Below are 25,241 nucleotides of genomic sequence, written 5' to 3'. Positions count from 1 at the left end.
TGTGCGTGTCGGGCAAAGAACCAGCAACGATTCGATGACCTTCGCGACGGCGTGGCTGATCCTCGTCGCCTGTCTGGCGGTGAGCCTGGTGGTGGCGGCGATGGCCGCGCTCAACACCGCGCTGCCCGACATCGCCCGCGCCACCGGCGCCACCACCGCGCAGATGACGTGGATCATCGACGGCTACACCTTGGTACTGGCCGCGCTGCTGCTGCCCGCGGGTGCGATCGGCGACCGGATCGGACGCAAGCCGGTTCTGATGATCGGTCTGGCGGTCTTCGGAATCGGCTCACTGGCCGCGGTCTGGGTGGACACCCCCACCCAGCTCATTCTCACCCGCGTGGTCGCCGGCGTCGGCGCCGCGATGATCATGCCGGCCACACTGTCGCTCATCACGGCCGGTGTCCCCCGTGAGAAGCGCGCGCTCGCGATCAGCATCTGGGCCGGCGTGGCCGGGGCCGGCGCGATAATGGGCTTCTTCGTCACCGGGGTTCTGCTCAACTTCTTCGGATGGCATTCGGTCTTCATCACGTTCGCGGCGTCGTCGGTGGCCACCCTCCTGCTCACCGTCACGATCGGCAGTTCGAAGGACGACGCCCCGGGACGGTTCGACTACATCGGCTCGCTGACGTCGATGACCGCGATCGCCGCCGTCGTCTACGGCCTGCTCGAGGCGCCGCATCGGGGATGGACGAACCCGCTCATCCTGATCTGCCTGATCGGTGGCGCGGCGATGATCGCCGCGTTCATCGTGATCGAACTGCGCAGATCCTCGCCTCTGCTCGACGTGAACCTGTTTCGCAACCGCGCTTTCGCCGCCGGTTCACTGTCGGTGGCGCTGCAGTTCCTCGCCTCCTTCGGCGTCTTCTATCTGCTGCTCCTGCAGTTGCAGCTGGTGTTCGGCTACTCGGCACTCAAGTCGGCGGTCGCGCTGTTCCCGATGGTGGTCGGCGTCGGCGTCTTCGCCATGATCGGGAACCTCGTGGCGGTCCGCTACTCGCTGCGCGCAGTCCTCGCCACCGGCATCGCGATCGCCGCGGCCGGCGTGCTCGCGCTCGGGATCGTCGACGCCGACGTGTACTGGAAGCTGGGCGTGATGCTCGGCGTGTGCGCTGTCGGTATCGGGCTGGCGACGGCCCCGTCCACCACCGCGATCATGTCCAATACCCCGTTGGAGAACCAAGGCGTCGGATCGGCTGTCAACGACACCGCCCGCGAACTCGGTGCGGCGATCGGTATCGCCCTGGCGGGCAGCATCCTGGCGGCCGGGTACGACAGACGCATCACCGGCACCGCGCAGGACGTCCACGACCAGCTGGCGACGATCGACCCGGACGCCGCCGAACGCGCCGCCGACGGGGTGCGCGGCTCGCTGGCGGGTGCCGTGGAGGTGGCCGGTCACCTGCCACCGCAGGCGTCTTCGCTCGCCGAGAAGATCACCGAGGGCGCGTATGCGGCGTTCCTGCCTCCGCTGCAGTCCGCCTGTCTGGTGCTCGGTTCGATCCTGCTCGCGGGCGCGGCCTTCCTCGGCTGGTTCGCTCCTCGCGCGGTCCTCGCACCCGAACCCCGCCTCGACGACTGAGCACCTCCGTCCGCCGGGGCCTCTCGCTTCGACGGTCGCCGAGGGGCAGACTGGACTCATGCGCTTCTCGTTCCGCCGGCACCGACCCGTTCAGATCGCAGGCACCACCGTGGCGATCACCGGCGCCGCGCGGGGTATCGGCTTCGCGATCGCCGACCGGTTGACGGCCCTCGGCGCTCGCGTGGCGATCGGCGACCTCGACGCCGACGCGGCTCACCGTGCGGCGGACAGACTCGGCGGAACCGCCCGCGGCTACCGCCTGGACGTCACCGACGACGACTCGTTCGCCGCCTTCCTGGCCGATGCGGCAGCCGACCTCGGTCCGATCGACGTGCTCGTCAACAACGCGGGCGTGATGTGGGTCGGCCCCTTCGACACCGAACCCGCGATCGCCGCCGAGCGGATGGTGGCGGTGAACCTGCTGGGAGTGATCCGCGGTGTGCGCCTGGCCGCGCCGGAGATGCGGCACCGCGGACGCGGCCACATCGTCACGGTGGCTTCAGCGGCGTCGCGTCTCGCTCCGCCGGGCGAATCCTCTTATGCCGCAACCAAACACGGGGTTCTCGGCTACCTCACCGGCGTACGGGAGGAACTGCGCGGCACCGGCGTCGCGATCACCGCGGTGATGCCGACCGTGGTCGACACCGAGTTGGCGGCCGGGACCTCCTCGGGATCGGTGAAGCGGCTGAGTCCGGACGACGTCGCGGCCGCGGTGGTGTCGGCGATCGAGACCAGGCGCTTCCAGGTATGGGTGCCGCGGACCGTCGGAGCCCTGGTCGCGATCTCCGGCGTTCTGCCGCAATCGGTGCGCGACCGCGCCCTGCGTGCCACGGTGCCGAACCAGGTCGCCGCGGTGACGGGATCCTCGGTGCGGTCGGCGTACGAGAAGCCGCTCACGGACGGCGAGTGACGTCCGGCCGATGACATGACGGAGAGGATCGTCCGAATCGACCTGCTCCTGCGGGTAATCTGACGGGCATCGCAGGGGCACCGACCTTCAGGGGGCACGGATGAAGTGCACCTTCACGGCCGACGCGCGAGCGTTCACGATCACCGCACTGGCACTCCTGACGGCAGCGGCGCTGTCGTCATGCACACCGGGCGACGAGTCCGCACCGACCAGTTCGCTGAGCGGCATCTCGGCCATCGCACCGCCGCCGGCGCGCACCTCCACCGTCATCGTCACGTCGATCCCGCTCACCGGCGAGACCACCTCGTCGGCCACCACCGTCGACACGGCCCCCTACGCCGTTTCCGGGCAACCGGGAAGCTACCGATGGAGCTATGCGCGAGATCCCCTTCGCGAATGCGTACTGCAGCCGGCGGGGTCCCGCCTGCCGCAGCGCATCACCTGCGCCGCCCCTTACCCCGAGGACGCGCCGAGTATCCGCATCGGCGCATTCGACGGGCCACCGAACGCGATCACGTTGACCGCGCAGGGAACCGAACCGACGATCACCGAAGGCGGGCCGACCCCGGCCCCCGCGCTGACGGCCGGACACCGGCTGACCTTCGGCGACCTCTCGTGCACCGCGCTGCCCGGCGACGCGATCACGTGCACCTCACCGGACGGCTGGTTCACCGTCGCGAACGGCGTGCTGACCACGTCCTGAGCGGATCAGCCACGGCGGTCGGCGTAGACGGCCTCGTAGCGCTCCTTCTCCCGATCGGCTCGCGCCTGCTGTCGCTGGGTCAGCGGTGAGTTGCCGAGCCCGTGCTTACGCATGCGGAGAACCCGGTTCTGATCCATGTACGACGCGGAGAAGATCAGCGCGAGCAGCACCGCCAGCAAAACCATCAGGCCGCGGATCCACATCTCGCCGCCGAACGCGAAGAACATGACGAGGTAGAGCGGCAGAAAGCAGAACTGCGAACGGATCAGGTGACGGAGGGTCGCGGTCCGGCCGGTGAGATCGTTGCGCACCCACTCGCGCTTCGACTCGGGGAGCGTGCCCCCGTAGGCGTAGACAACCCATTGAATCGGATTCGGGCGACCGCTCATCCTGAAAACCTCCGTCTTTAGATCGTGCACTACTCAATATTGCACTATCTATCACGCGATTCAATAGCGCCCTATGAAATAGTCGTAGACTCGTGTCATGGCCCACATCCCCGGTAATCCCCTCCTGCTGGAACGGCAGGTCTGCTTCGCGCTCGCCCTCGCCAACCGATCGGTGCTCCGGGTGTATCGACGGCTGCTGGAACCGCTCGGCCTCACCCACCCCCAGTACCTGGTGATGCTGGCGCTGTGGCAGCACGCACCGCTGCCGGTCAACGAGATCGGCCGGTTACTGCAGCTCGACTCGGCGACTCTGTCCCCGCTGCTCAAGCGCCTCGAAGCCGACGGCGTCATCGAACGACGACGCAGCGACGACGACGAACGCAAGGTGGAGATCCATCTCACCGAGGCCGGTGTGGCACTGCGCGAGCAGGCACTCGACATCCCGCCGCAGGTGGTCGACGCCCTGGGCGGAGACCTGGAACTGCTCGGCGAACTCCACGCCGTTCTGACCAAGGTGAACGCGGCCGCGGTGGCCGCCGAAGCCAGGTGACCGGAGATCACCGACCGCGACCGACGCACTCGTACACCGCCGCCAGATACTCGTTGGGCTTCGCAGCGCCGACGAGTTCCGGCGACATCTTGTTCATCACGTAGGCCACGGCGAGGTCGCGGTCGAGATCGGCGACCACCACCGAACCGCCGAACCCGGTCCACCAGCAGACCCGTCCCTCCGGGACGCCTGGCATCACCGCACCCGGAAGCGCCCAGCCGAGACCGAAACGCACCGGTACACCGAGGACTCTGTCGACGCCGTCCGCCTGGACGTCGAAGATCCGCTCGAGAGTGGTGCGCGACAGCGCCGCCCGCCCGCCGACGGCACCGCCTCCGGAGACGAGCGACGCGAGCCGAGCCACCGACCGGGCGTTCCCCTGGCCGTTCGCCGCTCCGATCTCGGCCGCGAGGAAATCGGGGTCGGTGACGATCGACGGCGCGAACGCCGGGTTCAGGAGCGTTCGGCGGATCAGGCTGTCGGGCGGAATCGACGAGTAGTCCGCCGCCGCGGATGACGGAGCGACCATCGAGGCGAACCGCTCCGGCGCCTCGTCCGTCACTCCGATGCGGTAGTCGGCGCCGAGCGGACCGGCGAGTTCCTCGGCGAAGAACCGTCCGAGGCTCGAGCCGGTGACACGCCGGACCACCTCCCCGAGCAGGGTCCCGAAGGTGAGCACGTGGTAGCCCGAACCCGCGCCGGGCGTCCACCAGGGCTCCTGCGCGGCCAGCAGTGCCGCCGCCTCCTCGTGCGAGTAGATGTCGCTCAGGCTGATGTTCGCATCCCAGCCTGCGACGCCGCTCGTATGTCCCAGCACCTGCCGGACCAGGACGTTCTGCTTGCCCGCCGCCCCGAACTCCGGCCAGTAGCGGGCGACCGGCGCATCGAGATCCACCTCCCCGCGATCAGCGAGCAGCAGGACCGCGAGCGCCGTCATCGTCTTGGTCAGCGAGTACGTGTTCGCGAGGGTGTCGCGTTCCCACACACGTCCCGAGGGCACGTCGGCCGTGCCGCCCCAGAGATCCACGACCATGTCGTCACCGGACACCACAGCGAGGCAGGCACCCACCTCATCGCCCGACTCGAGCTTGGCGGCGAACAGATCCCGCACCGGCTCGAATGCGGACACGCACGTTCCCGAGACCGTCATCGTGCGGCCACCGGGCGCTTGGCGCGTTCTCGCCCGGCCGCGAGTTCGGCCAGCAGATCCACTTTGTACCGCGCGAAATCGACCTGAATCGTGTGGCGCGGCGCGTTGTAGTACTGCCCCAGGTGACGACGCTCGTCGTCGACGATCGCCTTCCGCATCTCGGCGCGGGACGGCAACGCATACCGGCCCAGAAGATGATCGGCGATCAGTTTGCTCTGCTGCTCGGCCAGATTGACGATCGTGGGAGACGACTGCGCCAGGCCGGCGTAGTACAGATCGTCGACGTCCGGATGAACGATCCGCTTGAACAACGGGAAACGATGCTGCGCATCGGGCATCAGCGCGGGATCGTCGAAGAACGGGAACGCCATGCGATAGCCGGTCGCCATCACGATCACGTCGACCGTCACCCGGCGGCCGTCGGTCAGGATCACGGCGTCACCGTCGAGACGCTCGATCGCAGGTACGCAGGTCAGGTCACCGGAACCGGACTTGGCCAGGAAGTCGATGCTCACCGAGGGGTGCGCCGACAGCGGTTCGTGATCGGGCTCGGGCAGACCGTAGTCCTGCATCCTGCCGATCGACTTCTTGATCGACCGTCGCGCGATCGCCAGACCCAGCTTCTTCGGCATCCACGGCGGCATCATCATCTTGTCGGCGGGCTTGCCGCCGCGGTACTTCGACAGCACCCATACGCCACGCCGCGCCGAGACCCAGACGTGTTCGGCGACGGAGCGGTTGGAGAGTTCGGAGGCGATGTCGAGCGCCGAGTTGCCCATCCCGACCACCATCACGCGCTGACCGTGCATGTCGATCGGAGCGAAAGGGCTGCGGTAGTCGTGGCTGTGGATGATCTGCCCGTCGAAGCTGCCGGGGTACTCCGGGACGAACGGATTCCAGTGGTGACCGTTGGCGACCACCAGGGCACCGTACTCGCGGCGCTCCCCGGTGCTCAGGGTCAGCGTCCAGCCGCCGCCCGGTTCACGGTCGGCCTTCTCCACCGCCGTGTTGAACGTGATGGTCTCGCGCAGCCCGAAGTGGTCGACGTAGTCGCGGAAGTACCGGTGCATCAGCGTGTGGTGCGGAAAATGCGGCCAGTCGCGCGGCGCCGGGTAATCGTCGAACTCCAGCCGGCTGGTGGACGTGTCGATGTGGAGCGACTGGTAGCAGGCCGACATTCCGTTCGGGTTGTCGTAGTACCAGTTGCCTCCGACGTCGTCCGACATCTCGAAACAGTCGTACTCGATGCCTTCGTCCTTGAGTCGCTTGGCCGTGGTGAAGCCGGAGCAGCCGGCACCGATGATGGCGACGCGATCGCGTGTCATGCTCTGTCCTCTCGTCAGCGGCCGTACGTGTCGACCGTCACAGACCCACCGTAGGGATCTCACTGACACGTGTCTAGTCAGTGGTCACATTGTCAATCGAGATGAGCGGCGAGCATCATGGTCTTCATGCGGGAGGACACGGTCGGGGCGCAGCGGCCCAATCTGCGGGACGAACAGAAACGCCGAACCCGGCTGGCCCTGCTCGAGGCCGCGCGCGGTCTGTTCACCGAGAACGGCTACGCCGACGTGACCGTCGACGACATCACCCGAGCGGTCGGATGCAGTCGTGCCACGTTCTACCTGCACTTCACCAACAAGACGGACATCCTGGCGAGGATCAGCGCCGAGACCATGCAGCAGCGCGCAGCGTCGGTGTACGGCGACCTGGACGCCGTCCTCCGCGACGGTTCACGAGCGGCGTTCACCGCGTGGATCGAACGGGCCCTCGAGTGGTTCGACGCCAATCGCGACATCCTCCCGGCCTGGGACGAGGCCCTCTCCGCCGATCCCGAGTTCCGGAGCGTGGGCCGCGCGTCGATCACCGCGTTGACCGATGCGATGCCCGACTACCTGTCGCGGTGGCCGGACGACCGCCGGGAAGAGGCCCGCTTCCGCATCGAACTGCTCGTGACCCAACTGGAGCGGTACTTCACACGCTCCACCGTCCAGCGAACCATCGAGTTCGCGCCGGACCGAGCCGCCGACGTCCTCACCGACATCTGGTACCCGGCGCTCCAGCCTCCCGGCACCCGCTGAATCTCGGATGCGCCGAGCACCCGACACGAGTAGCCTCACCGTCGTGGATTGCGAGATCGAGGTCGACAGGGCCTGAAGCCGGTTCTCCGGCACCAGTGTGTCCTCATCCGCCTCGCCGGCGCATCACCTCGCGCGGCGACTCTCGTGAATCGAGCTCCACCATGCCTCACACATCCACCACGCCTGAATCGTCCGTCACGATCGTCTCGCTCTCGTTCTCCTGGCCCGACGGCAGCGTCGCGCTGTCGGGCGTCGACGGCTCGTTCGGCGCCGGCCGGACCGGTCTCGTCGGCCGCAACGGCTCCGGCAAATCCACCCTGCTCCGGCTCATCGCCGGGAGGCTCACGCCGTCGTCCGGCCGGATCGAGACCGCCGGCGACGTCGGTTACCTGCCGCAGACCCTCACGCTGACCGGCGACTGCACCGTCGCCGAACTCCTCGGCATCGCCGACGTACTCGAAGCGCTGCGAGCGATCGAGTCCGGCGACGCGGATGCGCGCCACTTCGAGACGATCGGTGATGACTGGGACGTCGAAGCGCGCGCGGCCGAATCGCTCGATCGTCTCGGATTCTCCGCCGCCGACGTCGACCGTTCGGTCGCGGAACTGTCCGGCGGGGAGGCGATGCTGATAGCGGTGGCCGGTCTGCGGATGCACCGCACGGCCATCACTCTGCTCGATGAGCCCACGAACAACCTCGACCGCCCGACGCGCGCTCGCCTCGCTGAGATGATCGACGACTGGCCGGGTGCACTGATCGTGGTGAGCCATGACCTCGAACTCCTCGAACACATGGATGCGACCGCCGAACTGCACGACGGCGTGCTGGAGACCTTCGGCGGTCCCTACAGTGCGTGGAAGGCTCACGCTGACCAGGAGCAGGCTGCCGCAGTACAGGCCGCCCGAGCGGCGCAACAGGTGTTGAAGACGGAGAAGCGGCAGCGGGCGGAGGCTGAGACCAAGCTGGCCAGGCGTGAGCGGACGGCGAAGAAGGCCCAGCGCGACGGCGGCGTCCCGAGGATCGTCGCGGGCATGCTCGCCGACAGCGCGCAGGGATCGGCCGGTGCCATGCGCTCGGTACTCGACCAGAAGGTCCGGGTCGCGCAGGCCGCACTCGACGCGGCCGACGCCCGGGTTCGCGACGACGACCGCATCAGTCTCGACCTTCCCGACCCGGCGGTCCCGCGAAGCAGGCGCATCGCCGAACTCACCGCCGGCGAGCGGTCGGTGTTCGTCCAGGGACCCGAACGCCTGGCCATCGTCGGACCGAATGGGTCGGGCAAGTCGACGCTGCTCGGGCACATGATCAGCGGCGCCGAACCCACTGCCGGCCGCCCCGGCGGACGCCTGTTCACCGACCGTGTCGGCGTCCTCCCCCAGCGGCTCGACGGTCTCGACGAGAGTGCCGGGGCACTCGCGAACCTCCAAGCCGCCGTACCCGGCACCGCCACCGGCCAGATCCGGAATCACCTTGCGCGGCTCCTCCTGCGTGGCGACACCGTCGACCGGCCGGTGTCGACGCTCTCGGGCGGCGAACGGTTCCGCGTCTGCTTGGCGAAGCTGCTCTTCGCCGATCCTCCGCACCAGGTGCTCGTTCTCGACGAGCCGACCAACAATCTGGACACGACGAGCGTCGACCAGCTCGCCGACGCTCTCAATGCTTACCGCGGTGCCCTGATCGTCGTCAGCCACGACTACCCGTTCCTGAACAGGCTCGGCCTCGACACCGTCGTGGAACTGCCCGGGGACGGGACCCTGAGGCAGCGGGACGATCTGCCGGAGTGAGACTCGATCCTCAATGAGACACGACCACCTGATACCCGGCGAGGCACGCGACGACGAGAAGGACTGGGAGGAAGTAGAGCATGAATGAAGCAATGAGAATGCTGGACCCGATGACGAGGCAGGCGATGACGGAGAACGCGGGCGTTCGGATCCCCAGCGCCAACACGCATGCCAATGGCGGCACAGAGGCCCTGACAAGGAAGTAGCCGCCGTAGAAATCGAGAACGCTTCCCTTGCAATCGGGATCGCTCGCGTTCCATACCTCACAGTCGGTGACTTGCATCAGGGGCTCTGCTGCCGCGAATACAGCGGTAAGAGTAGCCAGCAAGAGTGCAAACAGCCATGCCCAAGCGATCCCGGGACCTCGGGTACGAGCGAACCAGGTATGCCGCGGGTAATCAGCCCGTCGTTGGTGCATTCAGTTGAACCGATCGCCGTCTATCGTGATTCGATGGCTTCGCAGGGTGGGCCAGGACTCAAGAGAACGGCTGAGAACAATCTCCTCAGCACGAGCCGAATCTGCGCCGATATACGTCGAGTCCAGCTCGACGTTCGAGCATACGAACCAACTTTGGTCGACGGCCCACCACATGTTCGGACGGATCCCTTCAAGTACCTCTGACGCACGGCCCACATCCCCCATGGTGAGGTAGTAGTTGAATGCACCGATCCGGACGGTCGGACACATCGACGAAATCTCTTGAAACGCCGTATTTCCTTCCCAGAAGGCAAATACACAACGGGTGTTCAGTCCGCGCCCCAGATGATGTGCGATCTCGTCGGTCACCATCGGCCGAAGAGAGTTAATTCGATGAGGGCCTTCATTCCACCATCCCCCGCGGGGTTCGAATTCACCCTGCGAGATCTTTGACCATTGCATCTCGGCATGAGCTACCTTGCCATTGACTCGCGCAACGTCGGACCATCGATAGTTCCCGATCAGAGCACCGTTGACGACCCTTTCCGCTGGGTGCAACACACGAAGATACCTCTCGTATCCGCCGGGGACAAGTGATCCGACAGTGCCCGAGTATGGCTGAAAGAGCAGCGAGTCAACCCATTCAGCCACTTCGGTATCGTGAATCACTTCATCTCGAGCCCACTCAGAAGCCATTGGCTACTCCCCTCGGCAACTGTCTACTTGGAGCGTAGTCCGATTCGAGTACGGACTTGTCCGCTTGGGAGCGAGAACTCGGCTACTGGCTGCGGCCTTGCCCTCTTGAGTGGAGCCGGTGAACGAGACGTTATCGACGCCGGAGAAACCGCGCCGACGTCGAGCGTGCTGCGCAGAGGTTCTCGACGCGGCGTGCATTAATCTGGCCGGCAGATCGCGCGTGGATCCTCACGAAACGTTGACTACGCCTTCACTTCCATAGTGATCGATGGAGACGATGCCCTCACCGAGATGGCTCGTGGCCCGCGTAAACGCGCCCTGTCGACATATGGCTGGTCGAAGGCGTGGACGATTCGCAGTTGCTCACATCGACGCAAGGCTACCAATTCTACCCAGGCGTAATTCCTCCTGGGCGACTACTCCTGGTCAAGACGGACATATCAGAGGATCGTAGGGATGCGGCGCTTCCCTACGAAGGGAACGATGACCTGTGAGTCGTAGATGTGGGCGACATGAAAGACAGTTCGCCGTCCGATCGCCGATCCGCCTACCCCGAACGCTCCCCCCCGGTTTCACTGACCGTCAGCGACGTCCCCGGCGGGCGGGACGTCCGAGGCCAGCCTCGATCGGATCACGCCGCCCTTGAGCGCATCGATGTCGACGATCACCTGACCGCCGTACGGTTTGGTGGGAAGCTGATCCATCCGCAGTCCGTCGAGCCCGATCGCGCCGGCCGTCCCCTCCTCCAGAACGGCCGGCGCACGGCGACGCCGAGTCTCCACCCGAGCCACCTGCACCAACACGACGCTGTCGCCGATCACCAGCGAGGCCGCCGCACCGGTCACCACCGTCCCGGACTCCACGGTCCCGGTGAACAGCCGTCCCTTGCCCGTGACGGTGAACATGTCCTCGATCCGGAACTGGAACGGTCCGACCACGTCCGCTTGGGCTGCCGCAGACTCCGACTGCCGGTTGAAGAATCGCATCCTCCGACCCTAACGATCCGAGACGCCGCGAGGAACTAGCTGCTGGGTCGCAGCTGACTCGGCAGAATCTTGTCCTTCTGATCCGGGCAGAACGCGGGAATGGCTGCGCCGACCACCGCGGCGGCCTGCCCCTTGCCTCCCGCCTCGGTGTTCATCGAATCGATGACCTCCATCATCGACTTGCCCGACGCCAGTTCCGAACACGCCTTCTTGCCTGCCGCGACGGCCGCGTCGTCGTCCTTGTACGACGACCCCGACGATTTCACCACCTGGAGATAGACGCTGGTCCGCGCCTCCGACGTCGACTCGTTGGAACTGCTGTTGCTGCTGTCATCGCCGCTGCACGCGGAGAGGAAGACCGCGCCCGCGACCAGCGGGGCGATGACGAGGTATCGAAGTCGCATGAACAGTCCGTTCGGTCGTGGGTGGGTGCATCGAGCGGTCGTCTTGAACAGTATCGCCCGACAGGCCTCACGTCAGCGGACCCTCACACCGCATCGAGGACGAGGCATGAGGGTCCGCTGACCGACGAAAAGAGCTAGACGGCCGCGCCTTCTTCAGCGGCGGTGGCCTTGGCCCACTTGTAGTCGGCCTTGCCGGCCGGCGTCCGCTTCACCTCGTCGACGAAGACCACCGTGCGCGGAACCTTGTAGCCGGCCAGCGTCTGGCGGCAGTGCTCCTGGATCTCCTCGAGAGACGGCTCGTCGAAGCCCTCGTTCAGCGACACGACTGCGGCGACGCGCTGGCCGTACTTGGGATCCGGTGCAGGCACCACGAGGGCGTCGGCCACGGCCGGATGCGCGTGCAGAGCGCCTTCGACCTCTTCGGCGTAGACCTTCTCACCGCCGGTGTTGATGCACTGGCTGCCACGGCCGAGGAAGACGATGCTGCCGTCCTCGCGCAGGTACCCCATGTCGCCGAGCACCGAGATGCGTGTGCCGTCGGCCAGCGTCGGGAAGGTCCGCGCGGTCTTCTCCGGATCCTTGTAGTACCCCATCGGGATGTTGCCGATGCGGGCGATGTGACCGACCTCGTTGGGAGTGGTGATCTTGTTGAACTTCTCGTCCACCACCATCATCCGGTCGGTCGGCGGCACCATGAGGTTGCCGTTCTCGTCCATCTTGATCTCGCCGTCGTTGCCCGACTCCGAGGCGCCGAAATTGTCACGCAGCATCAGATCCGGCTTCACCGCGAGCATCCGTTCCCGGACGCTCTGACTCCACAGCGCGCCGCCCGAGGTGATCGAGAACAGGGTCGAGAAGTCGGCGGTGTCCTTCTGCTTCTCCATCTCGTCGGCCAAGGGCATGCCCATCGCATCGCCGACGATCAGAATCATCTGCGTCTTGTCCCTGCCGATGTTGCGAACGATCTTGGCGGCGTCGAAGTCGCGCTCCAGGATCAGACGCCCGCCCAGCGAAATGAACGTGAACAGCGAGTACGAGGCGGCTCCGTGCATGAGCGGCGCGGCGATCAGGAACGACAGCGACGGGAAGTTCTGGACCTCCTTGGCCAGCTCCGCGAGATCCGCGCGCGGCGGTCCGTAGGGGTTGCCGCCGGAGATCGGCTTGCGGAAGAAGTCGTCATGCTGCCACATGACGCCCTTCGGATAACCCGTGGTGCCGCCCGTGTAGATCAGGTACAGCTCCTCACCGGTCCGCTTCTCGAAGTCGCGCTCGGTGGACCGGGCGATGTAGCCGTTGAAATCGACGATCTCGACGGTGCGGCCGTCGAGGGCGGCCGCCGCGGCGGTCAGCTCGTCCACCGCCTCTCCGATCACGAAGACGGTACGCAGTTCGGGCAGCGAAGCCATCAGGTTCGCGACGCTGCGCTGATGTTCGGGAAGCTCCACGACGATGGCGGCCGAGTCGGAGTTGTCGAAGATGTACTCCAGCTCGGAGTCGGTGTAGCGGTAGTTCACGTTCACCGGCACCGCACGGACTTTGATGAGGCCGATCAGCGAGGTGACGTGCTCGACGCTGTTCTTCAGGAACAGCGCGACGTTGTCGTCCTTGCCGACCCCGTGCGCGGCGAAGTGATGCGCCACCTGATTGGCGAGCCTGTCGAGCTCGGCGTACGTGTAGTCGTGGCCCTCCCAGGTGAGGACCACGCGCTCGGGAACAGCGTCGACGACGGTCTCGAAGACGTCTGCGAGGTTGAACTTCATCTTTGTTGATCTCCTTGGGAGGGAACCGACGGGGTCGGGGTCAGGCGGACAGGATCAGGCCCGAGGTGGGCACGCCGGTGCCCGCGGTGACGAGGACGTGCTCGGCGCCGTCGACCTGGTTGACGGAGGTACCGCGCAGCTGACGGACCCCTTCGGCGATGCCGTTCATACCGTGGATGTACGCCTCGCCCAGCTGGCCGCCGTGTGTGTTGAGCGGCAGCACACCGCCCACTTCGAGTGCACCGGGCTGTGAGACGAAGTCCTTCGCCTCGCCGCGTCCGCAGAAACCCAGTTCCTCGAGTTGAATGAGCGTGTAGGGCGTGAAGTGGTCGTACAGCACCGCCATGTCGATGTCGGACGTCGTGAGTCCGGACTGCGCGAACAATTGCCGCCCGACCAGTCCCATCTCCGCCAGCTCGGGCAGCGCGTCCCGGTAGTAGCTGGTCATGATGAACTGGTCGGTACCGCTGCCCGATGCGGCACCGGCGATCGTCACCGGCTTCTGCTTGAGGTCCTTCGCACGCTCGGGCGACACGACGACGATGGCGACGCCGCCGTCGGACTCCTGGCAGCAGTCGAGCAGATGCAGCGGCTCGGCGATGTAGCGCGAGGCCTGATGGTCTTCGAGGGTGATCGGCTTGCCGTAGAAGAAGGCGTTCGGATTGGTCGCCGCGTGCTTGCGGTCCACCACCGCGATGCGCCCGAAGTCCTCGCTCGTGGCCCCGTACTCGTACATGTACCGCTGCGCGACCATCGCGACGAACGCCGCGGGCGTCGAGAGTCCGTGCGGGTACGAGAAGGCGTTGTCGGTGCCCGACGAATTCTCCTGGTTGGCGACAGCCGCGTTGACCTGGCCGAATCGGTTGCCCGACCGCTCGTTGAAGGCGCGATAGGCGACCACCACTTCGCATACGCCGGTGGCGACCGCCATCGCCGCCTGCTGCACCGTCGACGCCGCGGCGCCGCCGCCGTAGTGGATGCGGGAGAAGTACTTGAGTTCGGGGATGCCCGTCGCCCGCGCCACCGCGATCTCCATATTGGTGTCCATCGTGAAGGTCACCAGGCCGTCGACGTCGGTGGCGCACAGGCCGGCGTCGGCCAGGGCCGCGTTCACGCACTCCGCGGCCAGCCGGAGTTCGCTGCGGCCCGAGTTCTTCGAGAAGTCGGTGGCGCCGATCCCGGCGATCGCGGCCTTGCCGGAGAGCGCCCGGTCCGTCATCACGCCTCCTCGCGGGTGAAGGTGACCTTGGAGATCACGTGCTTGCCAAGAGAATTGGTGCCGGTCACCGCGACAGTGACGGCGACGTCGTCCACCTGCGTCACCTCACCGGTGAAGGTGAGCGTGTCGTAGGCGTACCAGGGCACCCCGAGCTTGAGTTCGATGGCGCCGATCCGCGCCCGCGGACCCGCCCAGTCGGTCACGAAGCGCTCCACCAGACCGGTGTCGGTCAGGATGTTCACGAAGATGTCCTTCGAGCCCTTCTGCTGGGCCAGGTCTCGATCGTGATGGACGTCCTGATAGTCGCGGGTGGCGATCGCCGATGCCACGACGAAGGTCGGCGACGCGTCGATCACCAGCGGGGGCAGCGTCTGGCCCACCTGGATGGTCTGCACGGTCACTTCGCCGTCTCCTTCGCTCGCCATGCATAGAGCGACCACGGCTCGCCGCCGGAGTCGTCGTCTCCCGGGAAATCGAGGAACTCCACCTCGACGGGCATTCCGATCCGCACCGCGTCCGGATCGACGCCGCGCAGCTGTCCCAGCATGCGGACACCCTCGTCGAGCTCCACGAGCGCCACCACGAAGGGCAGTTCTCGTCCCGGGACCCGCGGCGCGTGGTGGACGACGTAGCTGTACACGGTGCCGGTCCCGGCCGCGACCACGTAGTCGGTGTCGGGGTACTCGCCGTCGGCGCCGCGTTCGGTCCAGACCGCGGGAATCGGCGGATGCCGAAGCGAGCCGTCCTGCACCTTCTGAATGCGCAGTTCGTGGGCGGCCACGCCGTCCCAGAAGAAGCGGGTGTCGCGCGAGGCCGACGGTCGAATGAGCTTGGTGGGATCGAGACCGGCGAAGTCGGCGGTCTGCTCCCGCGGTGTCTCCGACACCGGTGCGGCGGGACGGAACTTGAGGATCCGGAAGTCCATCTCGGCGACGGTCTCCTCGCCCACACGCCAGGTGTTGCGCGTGGTGAAGAACCAGCCCTCCCCGAGCGCGGTCTGCTTCGGCCCCACCACCTCGGTCAGTTCCGAGGTGATCGTCACCTCCTCACCCGGACGGGTGTACCGGTGGTACACCGTGTCGCAGTTGGTGGCGACCACCGAGGTGTAACCGGCCGCGTCGAAGAGTTCAGTCGCCAGACCCAGCGGATCGTCGTCGGTACGGACACCGTGCAGCCCGCGCATCGTCCACACCTGCGCCATCGCCGGGGGCGCCACCACGCCGGGATGACCGGCGGCGCGCGCTGCGGTGTCGTCGACGTAGATGGGGTTCTCGTCGCCCATCGCCTCCAGCCAGTTGTTCACCATCGGCTGGTTGATCGGGTCCCGGCCGGTCCGGGGAGCGCTGGCGCCCCGGGCGGCGATCTCAGCCGCCGCGGCACGGATCTGCTCAGGCGTCGACTGCCCGGTGATCGCCTCTCGGGTGATCGTCATCCCGCCCCCTTATCGCTTCGTCCGCGGCAGGCCGAGGCCGGCCGTGCCGATCATGTCGCGCATCACCTCGTTGACACCGCCGCCGAAGGTGATGACGACGTTGCGCTTCGCCTGCATGTCGAGCCATTCGGCGAACTCCGACGTGACCGGTTCGGTGAAGTCGCCGAAGCGTCCGACGACCTCGTCGATCAGCCGGTAGATCGTCTGAAGCCGCTCGGTGGAGAAGACCTTCGTCGCCGCGGCATCCGCCATGGAGATCTCTCCGTTCGACGCGACCTGCCAGTTCAGCAGCTCGTTGAGCCGCTCGTATGCGCCGATCTGCGCGAGGAGCCGTCGCACCTGCTCCTGCTCGATCACCGGGGCGCCCTCGTACTGGGCGGACCGGGCCCACGCGCGCAGCCGGTCCTCCAGCCCGCCGATGCGCCCCGACGGCCCAAGCATGACGCGCTCATGATTGAGCTGGGTGGTGATCAGCTTCCAGCCGTCGCCCTCCTCCCCGACGCGCATGCTTGCGGGCACGCGGACGTCGTTGTAGTAGGTGGCGTTGACATGGTGCGCACCGTCGGCGGTGATGATCGGCGTCCAGGTGAACCCGGGATCCTTCGTGTCGACGATGAGGATCGAGATGCCCTTGTGCTTCGGCACCTCGGCATCGGTGCGGCAGGCGAGCCAGATGTAATCGGCGTCGTGGCCGCCGGTGGTGAAGATCTTCTGACCGTTCACGATGTAGTCGCCGGTGGCCGGATCGACGACGGCCCGCGTGGTCAGCGAGGCGAGGTCGGTACCGGCGTCGGGTTCGGTGTAGCCGATCGCGAAGTGCACCTCGCCGGCGAGGATCTTCGGCAGGAAGAAGTCCTTCTGCTCCTGAGTCCCGTAACGCTGCAGGGTGGGGCCGACGGTCTGCAGAGTCACCGACGGCAGCGGAACGTCGGCCCGCACCGCCTCATTGGTGAAGATCTGCTGTTCGATCTCGCCGAAGCCCTTGCCGCCGAACTCCTTCGGCCAGCCGACACCGAGCCAGCCGTCGGCGCCCATGCGGGAGATGACGTTGCGGTAGCTCGGACCGTGCCGCTCGGTGCGCATCGTGCGCTCCTCGTCCGGGCTGATGAGGCCGGCGAAGTAGGCGCGCAATTCGTCGCGCAAGGCGATCTGCTCGTCGGTGAACGCTACGAACATGCGAGCGCCTCCTGTCCGGCGGGAACGGTCTCGTCGGCCAGCTTGTCGAGCGTGGCGTGTGCGCCGCCCGCCAGACGAGCGGCGTCCTTGACCAGTGAGAAGTAGCGGTGCAGCGGGTAGGTCACGTCCACGCCGACGCCGCCGTGCAGGTGCGTCATGGTGCGCAGAGTGGCCGGCAGTTCGGCGGCGATCCAATACATCGCCGTGGCGAGATCCTGCTCGGGATCGACTCCGTTCGCGATGTCCCACGCCGCCGCCGTGGCGACCAGATTCATGGTCCGGGAGATCACATAGACGTCCGCCAACTGCTGGCCGACGGCCTGGAATCCGGCGATCGGCTTGCCGAACTGGTGGCGGGTCGAGACGTGCTCGGCGGTCCGCTTGACAGCACCGGCCACCAGTCCGTCGACGTACGCGGCGAACAGCGCCCGGTACGCGTCGACGGCCGGGCGGGGATCGTCGGCGACGACGTGCGAGTGCGGCACGGCGACACCGTCGAACACGACCGTGTACTCGCCCCAGCCCGACGACGCGGTGGTGCGGCTGATCTCGACGCCGGCGGCGTCGGGCGTCACCACGGCGACGCCTCTGTCGGCCACCACCAGCAGCGCCGATGCGCCTTCGGCCGCGAGCACGCCGGTCTTGACGCCGTCGAGCCGGGCCCCGTCGACGGTGTCGGTGAGCGTGACCGTCGGGGCCTCACCCAGTGCGCGACCCCGTTCGCCGATCGCGACGGCGTGCCAGCCGCCCTCGGCGATGGCGCGAGCGTGCTCGGCCGCCGAGGACGACCGAGCCAGCACCAGTCCGGAGACCAGGGTCCCGATCAGCGGAGCCACGACGGCGTCGTGACCCGCGCGGGTCAGCAGCGGCACCAGCGAATCGATCGCCAGCCCGTCGCCTCCGAGCGACTCGGGCAGCGGAAGCACGGTGACTCCGGCTCCGGTGAGCGCCTCCCATGCGGCGGCATCGAAGCCGCCGGCTCCTTCGGTGAACTTGCTCTCCCAGTCCGGCTGCAGTCGGCGCATCACCTCGTCGGCGACGTCGCGGACCGCAGCAGCGGTGGGCTCCAGGGTGAAATCCACCCGGCTCCTCCTCCAGCAGTATTAGAACTTGTTCTAGTTTATCAGAGACCCAGAGACCGGTGTCACATCTTGCCGATGCCCTGCGATTTTCGTGCCGTTGTCGACGCGTTTCCCGCTCACCCGCGGGGTAGACCTAGAATCCGTTCAGCCGCTGCGTTCTTCAGGATCTGGGTGGTTCCACCGGCGATCGAGAGGCAGCGATTCAGCAGCAGCAGGTCGGTGGCGGCGGTCGCGCCCAGCCCCTCGCACCCCAGCAGATCGGTGGCGAACTCGGGCACCGACTGCCGGTGCACCACACCGATCAGTTTCCGGACACTCGACGTGGCGCCCGGGTCGGTGCCACTGAGCCGCTGAGCCACCGACCGCGCGTCGAGCACCCGTCCGATGTGGGCGTCGGCGATGATCCGGCCCAGTTCGAGCGTCTGGGCCCCGGTCAGTTCGGCGCCGCTGCTGTCGAGTTGCCGGAGCAGCGCATCCACCTCCTTGCCCAGCCCGGACCCGCCCATGGCGACACGCTCGTTGGCGAGGGTGGTGCGCGCCAGGCGCCAGCCGTTTCCGACGTCGCCGACCACCATGGAATCGGGCACGAAAACGTTGTCGAGGAAGACCTCGTTGAACATCGCCCGGCCGGTCAGCTCCCGCAGCGGACGGATGTCGATGCCCGGTGCCGACATGTCGACCAGGAAATACGTGATGCCCTTGTGCTTGGCCACGTCCGGATCGGTCCGCGCCAGGCACACCGCCCACTGCGACATGTGCGCCTCCGACGTCCAGATCTTCTGTCCGGTCAGCAGCCAGCCGCCGTCGGTGCGGACCGCGCGCGTGCGCAGTGATGCGAGATCGCTGCCCGCCTCGGGTTCGCTGAACAGCTGGCACCAGCGGATCTCGCCCGCGAGGGTGGGCGAGACGAACTTCTCGCGCTGCTCGTCGGTGCCGTGCTCCAGGATGGTCGGCAGCGCCCATCCGGCGATCACCAGGTCGGGGCGGACCACGCCGACCCGGTCGAGCTCCGCGTCGATGAGCAGCTGCAACGCCGGATCGGCCGACAATCCGTAGGGCTCCGGCCAGTGCGGGGCGAGGAATCCGGTGCGAGCGAGCTCGGCGCGTCGCTCCGACTCCGGTACCGCCGCGATCGCCTCGGCGGTGGCCGCGATCGCGGGCCTGCGGGCCTCGGCGTCGGCGAGGTCGAGCGAGAACTCTCGGCGGCCGCCGGCACGGCCGAGTTCGGCCAACGCCGCGCGCTGGGGCTCCCCGGCGGCGAGCTGCGTGCGCGCGGCGAGCGCGGAACGCAGATACAGGTGCGCGTCGTGCTCGAAGGTGAAGCCGATGCCGCCGAGGACCTGAATGGCGTCCTTCGCGTTGGCGGGCGAGAGATCCGCGGTCAGCACCGCGGCCGCCAGTCTGCTCAGTTCCACCTGGTCACGATCCTGATCACCGGTACCGGTCCGCGCGTCGTCGAGCGCGCGAGCGAGGTCCCATGCGGCGGCGGCGAGCTGCTCGCTCCGGCAGAGCATGTCCGCGCAGATCTGCTTGATCGCCTGAAACGACCCGATCACCGCACCGAATTGGGTGCGGACCTTCGCATACTCGACCGCCAGGTCCAGGACGTGCGCGGCGACCCCGGCCTGATAGGCGATCACGCCGACGTGCAGGAGGGCCACGAACAGCTCACCGTCGTCCAGCGCGAGTGTCTCCTCCTCCGAGAGCTCCGACACCCGCACCCGCACCGGGACCGCCGTGCCGTCCAGGGGCCCGGCGACCGCGTCGGTCTCCATGCGGCACGACGCCGGATCGATGAGGCGCCACCGCACGGTGCCGCCGTCGAATGTCAGCGGTGCGGCGACGAGTGCGTCGGACACGTACGCGGGGATCAGACCGAGGTCCACTGAGCCGTCGACCACGCCGAAGCCCGCGGACTCGGCGACCGCGGTGGCGGGCACCACCACCGGGCGCTGTCCGGCCATCACCTCGTCGGCGAGTTCCGCACCCTGCGTGGCCAGCACGTATCCGGCGGCCATCGTCGGCGCAAGCGGACCGGGAACCAGCTCCGAACCGCAGGCGGAGAACATCACGGCGACGTCCTCGACGCTGCCGCCTGCACATCCCGCACTCTCCGGAACACCGGCGGCGAACAGCCCGAGGTCCGCGATCTGCGTCCACAGCGGACGCCAGGAGTCCGCCGAGTGGTCGAGATCGCCCCGCACCGCGGAGCGAACATCGCGCGCCTGAGCCCAAGCAGCGATACTGTCACTTACAACCCTTTGGTCCGCTGACGTGGCGATTGTCACCGAGACCTCCTCCGAGATTTTGTTGGTAACGTCAATTAGAACCTGTTCTAATATCCATTGGGTGTACACCATCGGAGGGCGGCTGCCAACTGGCGGCCGATGGACGTGACGTAACGGAGGAGACGGAAACCTATGGCTGGCGCGGGAACGACGAAGACCGAGACCGATATGCCGGCACCGCCTCCAGCCCCCGCTCAACTGTCCGGTGCCGAGGTCGGATCCGCCGCACAGCGTGAACGACGCAGGCGCATCCTCGACGCCACCCTGGCGCTCGCATCGAAGGGTGGATACGACGCCGTCCAGATGCGAGCCGTCGCCGACAAGGCCGACGTGGCCGTCGGCACGCTGTACCGCTATTTCCCGTCCAAGGTGCACCTGCTGGTGACCGCACTCGCCCGCGAACTCGAGAAGGTGGAGTCGCGCGCCGACCGCAGCGTCCTGCAGGGTGACACCGCCGTGGAGCGACTGCGCTTCGTCCTCGACATGATCACGTTCGCGATGCAGAAGGATCCGCTGCTCACCGAAGCGATGACGCGGGCCTTCATGTTCGCCGACGCCTCGGCCACCAGCGAGGTCAACCGAGTCGCCACCATCATCGACCGACTGCTCGCAGGCGCGATGATCGACGACGCGGACCCGGCGGCCGAGCCGACCGCCCAGGATCTCGCGATCGCCCGCGTCATCTCGGACGTGTGGATGTCGAATCTGGTGCAGTGGCTGACCCGGCGCGCATCGGCCACCGACGTCACCAACCGGATGGAACTGACCGTCCGATTGCTACTCGACCGCGACTGACACCGCGTCACACACTCGTGCCGATCAGGCCGCTCCCAGATCCTTGGCGATCATCGGCCACGTGGTGTGCAGATCCTGCTGCCAGTACTCCCAGGAGTGGGTGCCCAGCGGCCGCGAGATCACCTCGGTGTCGACGCCGGCCGTCTTGAGCGCCTGCTCCATCTGCACGGTGCAGCTGCGGACCGCGGCCTCGATGACGCCGCCCATCACCACTTGATCCACCAGAACCGCCGGGTCCCCCTTGATCAGTCTCGCATCCAGGGTGTCGTACCGGCCCGGCAGTCCGCTGCCGGAGGTCATGTAAACCTTCACACCGCGCAGTGCCGCCGCGTGCAGGTAGGGGTCGTTGGCCCGCCATCCCGGCCCGTCGAGCGGTCCCCACATGTTGGTGATGTCACCGCGGCCGCGGTCGCCGATGACGGTGCGGATGTACGCCTGGCCCAGCGGATCGCTGGTCCGTGCGCATCCGCTGTACGCAGCCACCGACCGGTACAGCTTGGGCGCCGCGATCGCGAGGTTGAACACCGAGGTCCCCGACATGGAGATGCCCGCGATCGCGTTCGCACCGCTGGTGTTCAAGGCCTTGTCGACCAGCGGCGGCAGTTCCTCCGTGAGGAAGGTCTGCCACTTGTTCCGGCCCAGCACGGGATCGTCGCGCTGCCAGTCCGTGTAGTACGAGAAGGCCCCGCCCACCGGCGTCACGACATTGACCCGCTTATCGGCGAAGAACTTCTTGTAGTCGGTCTTGGCGCGCCAGGTGGCGCTGTCCTCGCCGCCTCCCGCACCGTTGAGCAGATACAGGACCGGCGCCGGGGCATCGTCCTCGGGCCGGAGCACGTTGAGCGAGATAGTCCGCCCCATCGCGGCGGAGTACACCTCCAGGAGTGACTCCTGGGGTGCCACGTTCGTCAGCGACACGACACGCGCGGGAAGCTGAGCCGTGGCGGGTTCCTTCGGTGCGGACGTCGCCGGATCGGCCGAGGCCACCCCGGCGCCCGTCAAGAAGAGAGCGCAGACTCCCGCGACCACCGCGGCTCGTGAACTGAATCGTCGCACTGCAAACCCCTTTTGCCCCACCAATCACTTCTGTCACAGAGTATCCCGTCATGGCCGACATACCGAAACCCTGGGCGGACGTTTCGGAATCAGAACGTTGCAAATCCCCAGGGACGGGCCCGGCGAACGTGACCGAACGGACATCGACGCCGTTGCTGATGTGTGTCTACCCAGCCTGGGCTAGTACCCTCGCCACAGCAGCAGCACCAGAGCCAGGTGAATGAACGACAAGACAGGGTAGCCAGGTGGTAAACGCCCAACCGAAGATCGACGACGCGCCCGAGCGTCGGCCCGACGCAATCGAGGAGCCTTCGGCGCCGACGGACACGCAGACACCGCAGCCCGCGGACACCGCTGAGGTGCCGGCCCCCGTCAAGAAGAAGAAAGACGGGCATCTCTACCAGATCGACTTCGTCCGTCTCTTCACCTTCGGCGGCGTCATCCTCGACCACGTCATCCTGGGGCTCGCCCCCGCGACGGCGATGGCGGCCCAGGGTCTGGGTCTGCTCCTGCGGTACACGCGCTACTGCTTCTTCGCGCTCACCGGCTTCGTCCTCACCTACCAGTACCGCAACCGCGAACTGCACGCACCGACCTTCTGGCGCAGACGCTACAAGCTGATCGGCCTGCCCTTCGTGGTGTGGTCGCTGTTCTACTGGACCAATCGCCACTACCAGCAGGGCGGCTGGGACGCGATCCGCGGCATCTTCACCGACGGCGCCTCCGAGCGCCTCGCACTCAAGAGTCTCGCGTACGACCTGATCACCGGCAACGCCGCCTACCACCTGTACTTCCTGTCCGTGAGCATGCAGATCTATCTGGTGTTCCCGGCGGTCCTGTGGGTTCTGAAGCGGACCTGGGGATACCACCGGTACCTGCTCGCGGCCAGCCTGACGTTCCACATCTGGCTGCTGTTCCACATGGTGCGTCCACCGCTCTCCTTCTTCGAGAGCGGTGTGCCCGGCCTGATCTGGCGCTACCTCGGCGTCACGCTGTTCCCGTATCAGTTCTTCATCCTCGCGGGCTGCCTGGCCGCGTATCACTACGAGGCCTTCAGCGGCTTCATGAGGCGCTTCCGCCGGCCGTTGGTGCTCGTCGCCCTCGTGACGATCATCGTGACCCTGGTGTACTTCGTCTACAACGTCGACCAGGGCGAAGAGATGTTCCGCGCCACCAACGTCTTCATGGTGCACAACGCGTTCGCCTTCGTCGCGATCATCGTGATCCTGTACGTCTGCGGAACCATCTGGCAGGACAGGCGGAGCTCGGGCTCGATCGCCGACAGGTTCATGCGAACCGCGGCGGACCGGTCGTTCGGCATCTATCTGGCGCACGTCATCGTGCTCTCGACCGTCCTGGTCAGCTCACGCGAGCACCTCGACGCCCCGCTGTGGATCAATCTCCTGCTGACCTACCTCGTCACCGTTCTCGGCACCGTCTACCTCGTCGAGGTACTCCGCCGCAGTCCGATCAGCCTCATCACCACCGGACGCGAACGGATCGACTGGCGCATCCAGCGCTGGGGCCGGTCGTCGTTCGTCGCAGTGGTGGGCGGAGCGATCGGGTTCGGCGTGTACGAGTCGGTGAACACCGAACTCGGCGTCCTGATCACGGCGACCAGCGCGCTGCTGCTGCTCTCCGCGATCGTCGTGGGCGTCAAGCAGAGCAACGCGGCGCACGACGCGAAGCCCGCGCGTCCCTGACGGCCTGATCCACTGCATCGAGAAGGACCCCGGCTCGGCGAGCCGGGGTCCTTCTTCGCTGAACGTTCTTCACTGAACGGGCAGTTCCCGCTTCCCCCGGGCGTTCACGCTGGGTGCGCCCACATCGTGGTCATCACGAGTCAACGCACGGCCGCGGCCACGAGATCGGCGATGCCGGTCTTTCCCGCGGCATTCGGATGAAACACCATCTTGTTGCCGTAGCCGCGGATCCACGGTTCGGCCGCGCAGGCCGAATGCAGGGGCGCGAGCGAGGCGGTCGTGACGTGCTGGGCGCCGGTACGGTCGGCGACCCGCTGATTCACCGCGGACATCTCAGCGGCGATCTGGGCGTCCTGCTCCACCTCCCACGGCAGCAGCGGCAACAGCCGGCAGGGCGGTGCATCGATCGCCACCACCGGCGTGTAGTCGACGAGCACCACGCGAGCCAGCGGAGAGCGCGCCCGCACCGCTTCCACCGCGTTCACCAGCGACTGCTCGAGACGGCCGAAGTCGGCCGGGCCGGGCGGCGGCGGAGGCATCCGTCCCGACCCGCAGTGAGCCAGTCCGAGCGCACGCATGTTATTGCAGGCCTGAGCGATGATGCGGCCGACGAAGTCGATGTCGTTGCCGCCCGTCGTGATGGTGACCAAGCGGGTGTTGTGATCGACGGCCTCCACCTGCGGACGGATCTTGCCGTGCTTACGCACCGGTCCGGTGACCAGTTCCGCCGCGGTGGAACCCGAGCACGTCACGTCGATCAGGCGCATACCGAGCCGTGCGGCCACCTGGTGCGGATAGTTGTCGCCGGTACGGAGGCAACGCCGATCGACCACCGGCCCCTCACCCGGGCCCGCCGCGAAGGAACTGCCCATCGCGACGTAGTTGACCGGCGGCGCGGTACGACCTGCCGTTCCGACCACCGATGCCGAGCTCGGGCCGGCCGCTCCCCGGGAGTTCGACAGGGCGAATCCGACCACCGCGGTCACCACGACCGCGACGACCACAGCGGCGACCGCCGCGGGACGATTGACCGAAGAGCGCATGGAGGAGAGTTTCACATATTCAGCTGTGGAATTC

Annotated in this window: 24 protein-coding genes; 8 read left to right on the top strand and 16 right to left on the bottom strand. The window is 67.0% G+C overall.

Annotated features, from left to right (window positions below):
• The first annotated feature begins 34 nt into the window (after nt 1-34).
• The 3 genes from ACE11G_RS03090 (at nt 35) to ACE11G_RS03080 (ending at nt 3,195) form a co-directional block, all read left to right on the top strand.
• Nucleotides 35-1,582 (top strand): MFS transporter, encoded by a 1,548-nt coding sequence (locus ACE11G_RS03090; RefSeq protein ID WP_375003641.1) that lies wholly within the window; start codon nt 35-37, stop codon nt 1,580-1,582.
• Between the two features lie 58 nt (nt 1,583-1,640).
• A complete protein-coding gene (locus ACE11G_RS03085; protein WP_006897276.1) occupies nt 1,641-2,492 on the top strand; it encodes an SDR family oxidoreductase in 852 nt (283 codons plus the stop codon).
• Nucleotides 2,493-2,592: 100 nt separating this feature from the next.
• Nucleotides 2,593-3,195: a hypothetical protein gene (locus ACE11G_RS03080; protein ID WP_006897277.1), complete on the top strand. Its 603-nt coding sequence runs from the start codon at nt 2,593-2,595 to the stop codon at nt 3,193-3,195.
• A 5-nt stretch (nt 3,196-3,200) separates the two neighbouring features.
• Here ACE11G_RS03080 and ACE11G_RS03075 read toward each other — a convergent pair whose 3' ends face one another.
• Nucleotides 3,201-3,584 (bottom strand): DUF5313 family protein, encoded by a 384-nt coding sequence (locus tag ACE11G_RS03075; RefSeq protein WP_006897278.1) that lies wholly within the window; start codon nt 3,582-3,584, stop codon nt 3,201-3,203.
• Between the two features lie 97 nt (nt 3,585-3,681).
• On the opposite strand from ACE11G_RS03075, the gene ACE11G_RS03070 reads away from it, so the two are divergent.
• A complete protein-coding gene (locus tag ACE11G_RS03070; protein ID WP_006897279.1) occupies nt 3,682-4,134 on the top strand; it encodes a MarR family winged helix-turn-helix transcriptional regulator in 453 nt (150 codons plus the stop codon).
• A 7-nt stretch (nt 4,135-4,141) separates the two neighbouring features.
• Here ACE11G_RS03070 and ACE11G_RS03065 read toward each other — a convergent pair whose 3' ends face one another.
• Complete coding sequence (locus tag ACE11G_RS03065) at nt 4,142-5,284, bottom strand: serine hydrolase domain-containing protein (RefSeq protein WP_375003638.1); 1,143 nt, start codon at nt 5,282-5,284, stop codon at nt 4,142-4,144.
• A complete protein-coding gene (locus tag ACE11G_RS03060) occupies nt 5,281-6,609 on the bottom strand; it encodes a flavin-containing monooxygenase (protein WP_375003636.1) in 1,329 nt (442 codons plus the stop codon). The genes ACE11G_RS03065 and ACE11G_RS03060 overlap by 4 nt, the downstream gene beginning before the upstream one ends.
• A 117-nt stretch (nt 6,610-6,726) precedes the next feature.
• Between ACE11G_RS03060 and ACE11G_RS03055 the strand changes: the two genes are divergently transcribed.
• Both ACE11G_RS03055 and ACE11G_RS03050 read left to right on the top strand, forming a co-directional pair.
• The gene (locus tag ACE11G_RS03055) at nt 6,727-7,365 is read left to right on the top strand and encodes a TetR/AcrR family transcriptional regulator (protein WP_006897282.1); all 639 of its coding nucleotides are present in this window, start codon (nt 6,727-6,729) and stop codon (nt 7,363-7,365) included.
• A 161-nt stretch (nt 7,366-7,526) separates the two neighbouring features.
• Nucleotides 7,527-9,149: an ABC-F family ATP-binding cassette domain-containing protein gene (locus tag ACE11G_RS03050; RefSeq protein ID WP_375003633.1), complete on the top strand. Its 1,623-nt coding sequence runs from the start codon at nt 7,527-7,529 to the stop codon at nt 9,147-9,149.
• A 10-nt stretch (nt 9,150-9,159) separates the two neighbouring features.
• Here the strand turns inward: ACE11G_RS03050 and ACE11G_RS03045 are convergent, their stop codons facing one another.
• The 11 genes from ACE11G_RS03045 to ACE11G_RS02995 all read right to left on the bottom strand — a co-directional run bounded on the left by ACE11G_RS03045 (nt 9,160) and on the right by ACE11G_RS02995 (nt 20,610).
• On the bottom strand, nt 9,160-9,432 hold the full coding sequence (locus ACE11G_RS03045) for a hypothetical protein (RefSeq protein WP_006897284.1): 273 nt from the start codon (nt 9,430-9,432) through the stop codon (nt 9,160-9,162).
• 135 nt (nt 9,433-9,567) lie between these two features.
• Nucleotides 9,568-10,263, bottom strand: a complete 696-nt coding sequence (locus ACE11G_RS03040) for a hypothetical protein (protein WP_006897285.1) — start codon at nt 10,261-10,263, stop codon at nt 9,568-9,570.
• A 572-nt stretch (nt 10,264-10,835) separates the two neighbouring features.
• Complete coding sequence (locus ACE11G_RS03035) at nt 10,836-11,249, bottom strand: elongation factor Tu (protein ID WP_231650061.1); 414 nt, start codon at nt 11,247-11,249, stop codon at nt 10,836-10,838.
• Nucleotides 11,250-11,284: 35 nt separating this feature from the next.
• On the bottom strand, nt 11,285-11,653 hold the full coding sequence (locus ACE11G_RS03030) for a DUF732 domain-containing protein (RefSeq protein ID WP_045537488.1): 369 nt from the start codon (nt 11,651-11,653) through the stop codon (nt 11,285-11,287).
• Between the two features lie 134 nt (nt 11,654-11,787).
• A complete protein-coding gene (locus ACE11G_RS03025; protein ID WP_006897288.1) occupies nt 11,788-13,413 on the bottom strand; it encodes an AMP-binding protein in 1,626 nt (541 codons plus the stop codon).
• A 40-nt stretch (nt 13,414-13,453) separates the two neighbouring features.
• Entirely contained in the window at nt 13,454-14,632 is a 1,179-nt protein-coding gene (locus ACE11G_RS03020) for a lipid-transfer protein (RefSeq protein WP_375003630.1), read from the bottom strand.
• The gene (locus ACE11G_RS03015; RefSeq protein ID WP_045537494.1) at nt 14,632-15,057 is read right to left on the bottom strand and encodes a MaoC/PaaZ C-terminal domain-containing protein; all 426 of its coding nucleotides are present in this window, start codon (nt 15,055-15,057) and stop codon (nt 14,632-14,634) included. Before ACE11G_RS03015 ends, ACE11G_RS03020 begins: the two co-directional genes overlap by 1 nt.
• The gene (locus ACE11G_RS03010; RefSeq protein ID WP_375003628.1) at nt 15,030-16,064 is read right to left on the bottom strand and encodes a bifunctional MaoC family dehydratase N-terminal/OB-fold nucleic acid binding domain-containing protein; all 1,035 of its coding nucleotides are present in this window, start codon (nt 16,062-16,064) and stop codon (nt 15,030-15,032) included. The genes ACE11G_RS03015 and ACE11G_RS03010 overlap by 28 nt, the downstream gene beginning before the upstream one ends.
• 9 nt (nt 16,065-16,073) lie before the next feature.
• Nucleotides 16,074-17,240, bottom strand: a complete 1,167-nt coding sequence (locus ACE11G_RS03005) for an acyl-CoA dehydrogenase family protein (protein ID WP_375003626.1) — start codon at nt 17,238-17,240, stop codon at nt 16,074-16,076.
• A complete protein-coding gene (locus ACE11G_RS03000) occupies nt 17,231-18,322 on the bottom strand; it encodes an acyl-CoA dehydrogenase family protein (RefSeq protein ID WP_006897293.1) in 1,092 nt (363 codons plus the stop codon). Before ACE11G_RS03000 ends, ACE11G_RS03005 begins: the two co-directional genes overlap by 10 nt.
• Before the next feature lie 116 nt (nt 18,323-18,438).
• Nucleotides 18,439-20,610 (bottom strand): acyl-CoA dehydrogenase family protein, encoded by a 2,172-nt coding sequence (locus ACE11G_RS02995; RefSeq protein WP_375003624.1) that lies wholly within the window; start codon nt 20,608-20,610, stop codon nt 18,439-18,441.
• Nucleotides 20,611-20,778: 168 nt separating this feature from the next.
• Here ACE11G_RS02995 and kstR point away from each other — a divergent pair, with 168 nt between their 5' ends.
• Nucleotides 20,779-21,405 (top strand): cholesterol catabolism transcriptional regulator KstR, encoded by a 627-nt coding sequence (gene kstR, locus ACE11G_RS02990; protein ID WP_085950754.1) that lies wholly within the window; start codon nt 20,779-20,781, stop codon nt 21,403-21,405.
• Nucleotides 21,406-21,429: 24 nt separating this feature from the next.
• On the opposite strand, the gene ACE11G_RS02985 is transcribed toward kstR, so the two are convergent.
• A complete protein-coding gene (locus ACE11G_RS02985; RefSeq protein WP_375003622.1) occupies nt 21,430-22,461 on the bottom strand; it encodes an alpha/beta hydrolase in 1,032 nt (343 codons plus the stop codon).
• Nucleotides 22,462-22,706: 245 nt separating this feature from the next.
• On the opposite strand from ACE11G_RS02985, the gene ACE11G_RS02980 reads away from it, so the two are divergent.
• The gene (locus tag ACE11G_RS02980; protein ID WP_082781236.1) at nt 22,707-24,164 is read left to right on the top strand and encodes an acyltransferase; all 1,458 of its coding nucleotides are present in this window, start codon (nt 22,707-22,709) and stop codon (nt 24,162-24,164) included.
• Between the two features lie 140 nt (nt 24,165-24,304).
• Here the strand turns inward: ACE11G_RS02980 and ACE11G_RS02975 are convergent, their stop codons facing one another.
• Nucleotides 24,305-25,207 carry an SGNH/GDSL hydrolase family protein gene (locus ACE11G_RS02975; RefSeq protein ID WP_278124949.1) on the bottom strand — a complete coding sequence of 301 codons (903 nt, stop codon included), beginning with the start codon at nt 25,205-25,207 and terminating at the stop codon, nt 24,305-24,307.
• Nucleotides 25,208-25,241: the final 34 nt, after the last annotated feature.

Origin of the sequence: Gordonia sp. PS3, assembly GCF_041950545.1 — a bacterium.
GTDB classification, from domain to species: Bacteria; Actinomycetota; Actinomycetes; order Mycobacteriales; family Mycobacteriaceae; genus Gordonia; species Gordonia sihwensis.
Note: the sequence above shows the minus strand (reverse complement) of the source record. Positions and strands in the feature narration are given on the sequence as shown.

What these genes read in the sequence shown, in the direction of transcription:
- ACE11G_RS03090 (WP_375003641.1), top strand. Translation starts at nt 35, where the DNA reads ATGACCTTCGCGACGGCGTGGCTGATCCTCGTCGCCTGTCTGGCGGTG.
- ACE11G_RS03085 (WP_006897276.1), top strand. Translation starts at nt 1,641, where the DNA reads ATGCGCTTCTCGTTCCGCCGGCACCGACCCGTTCAGATCGCAGGCACC.
- ACE11G_RS03080 (WP_006897277.1), top strand. Translation starts at nt 2,593, where the DNA reads ATGAAGTGCACCTTCACGGCCGACGCGCGAGCGTTCACGATCACCGCA.
- ACE11G_RS03075 (WP_006897278.1), bottom strand. Translation starts at nt 3,584, where the DNA reads ATGAGCGGTCGCCCGAATCCGATTCAATGGGTTGTCTACGCCTACGGG.
- ACE11G_RS03070 (WP_006897279.1), top strand. Translation starts at nt 3,682, where the DNA reads ATGGCCCACATCCCCGGTAATCCCCTCCTGCTGGAACGGCAGGTCTGC.
- ACE11G_RS03065 (WP_375003638.1), bottom strand. Translation starts at nt 5,284, where the DNA reads ATGACGGTCTCGGGAACGTGCGTGTCCGCATTCGAGCCGGTGCGGGAT.
- ACE11G_RS03060 (WP_375003636.1), bottom strand. Translation starts at nt 6,609, where the DNA reads ATGACACGCGATCGCGTCGCCATCATCGGTGCCGGCTGCTCCGGCTTC.
- ACE11G_RS03055 (WP_006897282.1), top strand. Translation starts at nt 6,727, where the DNA reads ATGGTCTTCATGCGGGAGGACACGGTCGGGGCGCAGCGGCCCAATCTG.
- ACE11G_RS03050 (WP_375003633.1), top strand. Translation starts at nt 7,527, where the DNA reads ATGCCTCACACATCCACCACGCCTGAATCGTCCGTCACGATCGTCTCG.
- ACE11G_RS03045 (WP_006897284.1), bottom strand. Translation starts at nt 9,432, where the DNA reads ATGCAAGTCACCGACTGTGAGGTATGGAACGCGAGCGATCCCGATTGC.
- ACE11G_RS03040 (WP_006897285.1), bottom strand. Translation starts at nt 10,263, where the DNA reads ATGGCTTCTGAGTGGGCTCGAGATGAAGTGATTCACGATACCGAAGTG.
- ACE11G_RS03035 (WP_231650061.1), bottom strand. Translation starts at nt 11,249, where the DNA reads ATGCGATTCTTCAACCGGCAGTCGGAGTCTGCGGCAGCCCAAGCGGAC.
- ACE11G_RS03030 (WP_045537488.1), bottom strand. Translation starts at nt 11,653, where the DNA reads ATGCGACTTCGATACCTCGTCATCGCCCCGCTGGTCGCGGGCGCGGTC.
- ACE11G_RS03025 (WP_006897288.1), bottom strand. Translation starts at nt 13,413, where the DNA reads ATGAAGTTCAACCTCGCAGACGTCTTCGAGACCGTCGTCGACGCTGTT.
- ACE11G_RS03020 (WP_375003630.1), bottom strand. Translation starts at nt 14,632, where the DNA reads ATGACGGACCGGGCGCTCTCCGGCAAGGCCGCGATCGCCGGGATCGGC.
- ACE11G_RS03015 (WP_045537494.1), bottom strand. Translation starts at nt 15,057, where the DNA reads ATGGCGAGCGAAGGAGACGGCGAAGTGACCGTGCAGACCATCCAGGTG.
- ACE11G_RS03010 (WP_375003628.1), bottom strand. Translation starts at nt 16,064, where the DNA reads ATGACGATCACCCGAGAGGCGATCACCGGGCAGTCGACGCCTGAGCAG.
- ACE11G_RS03005 (WP_375003626.1), bottom strand. Translation starts at nt 17,240, where the DNA reads ATGTTCGTAGCGTTCACCGACGAGCAGATCGCCTTGCGCGACGAATTG.
- kstR (WP_085950754.1), top strand. Translation starts at nt 20,779, where the DNA reads ATGCCGGCACCGCCTCCAGCCCCCGCTCAACTGTCCGGTGCCGAGGTC.
- ACE11G_RS02975 (WP_278124949.1), bottom strand. Translation starts at nt 25,207, where the DNA reads ATGCGCTCTTCGGTCAATCGTCCCGCGGCGGTCGCCGCTGTGGTCGTC.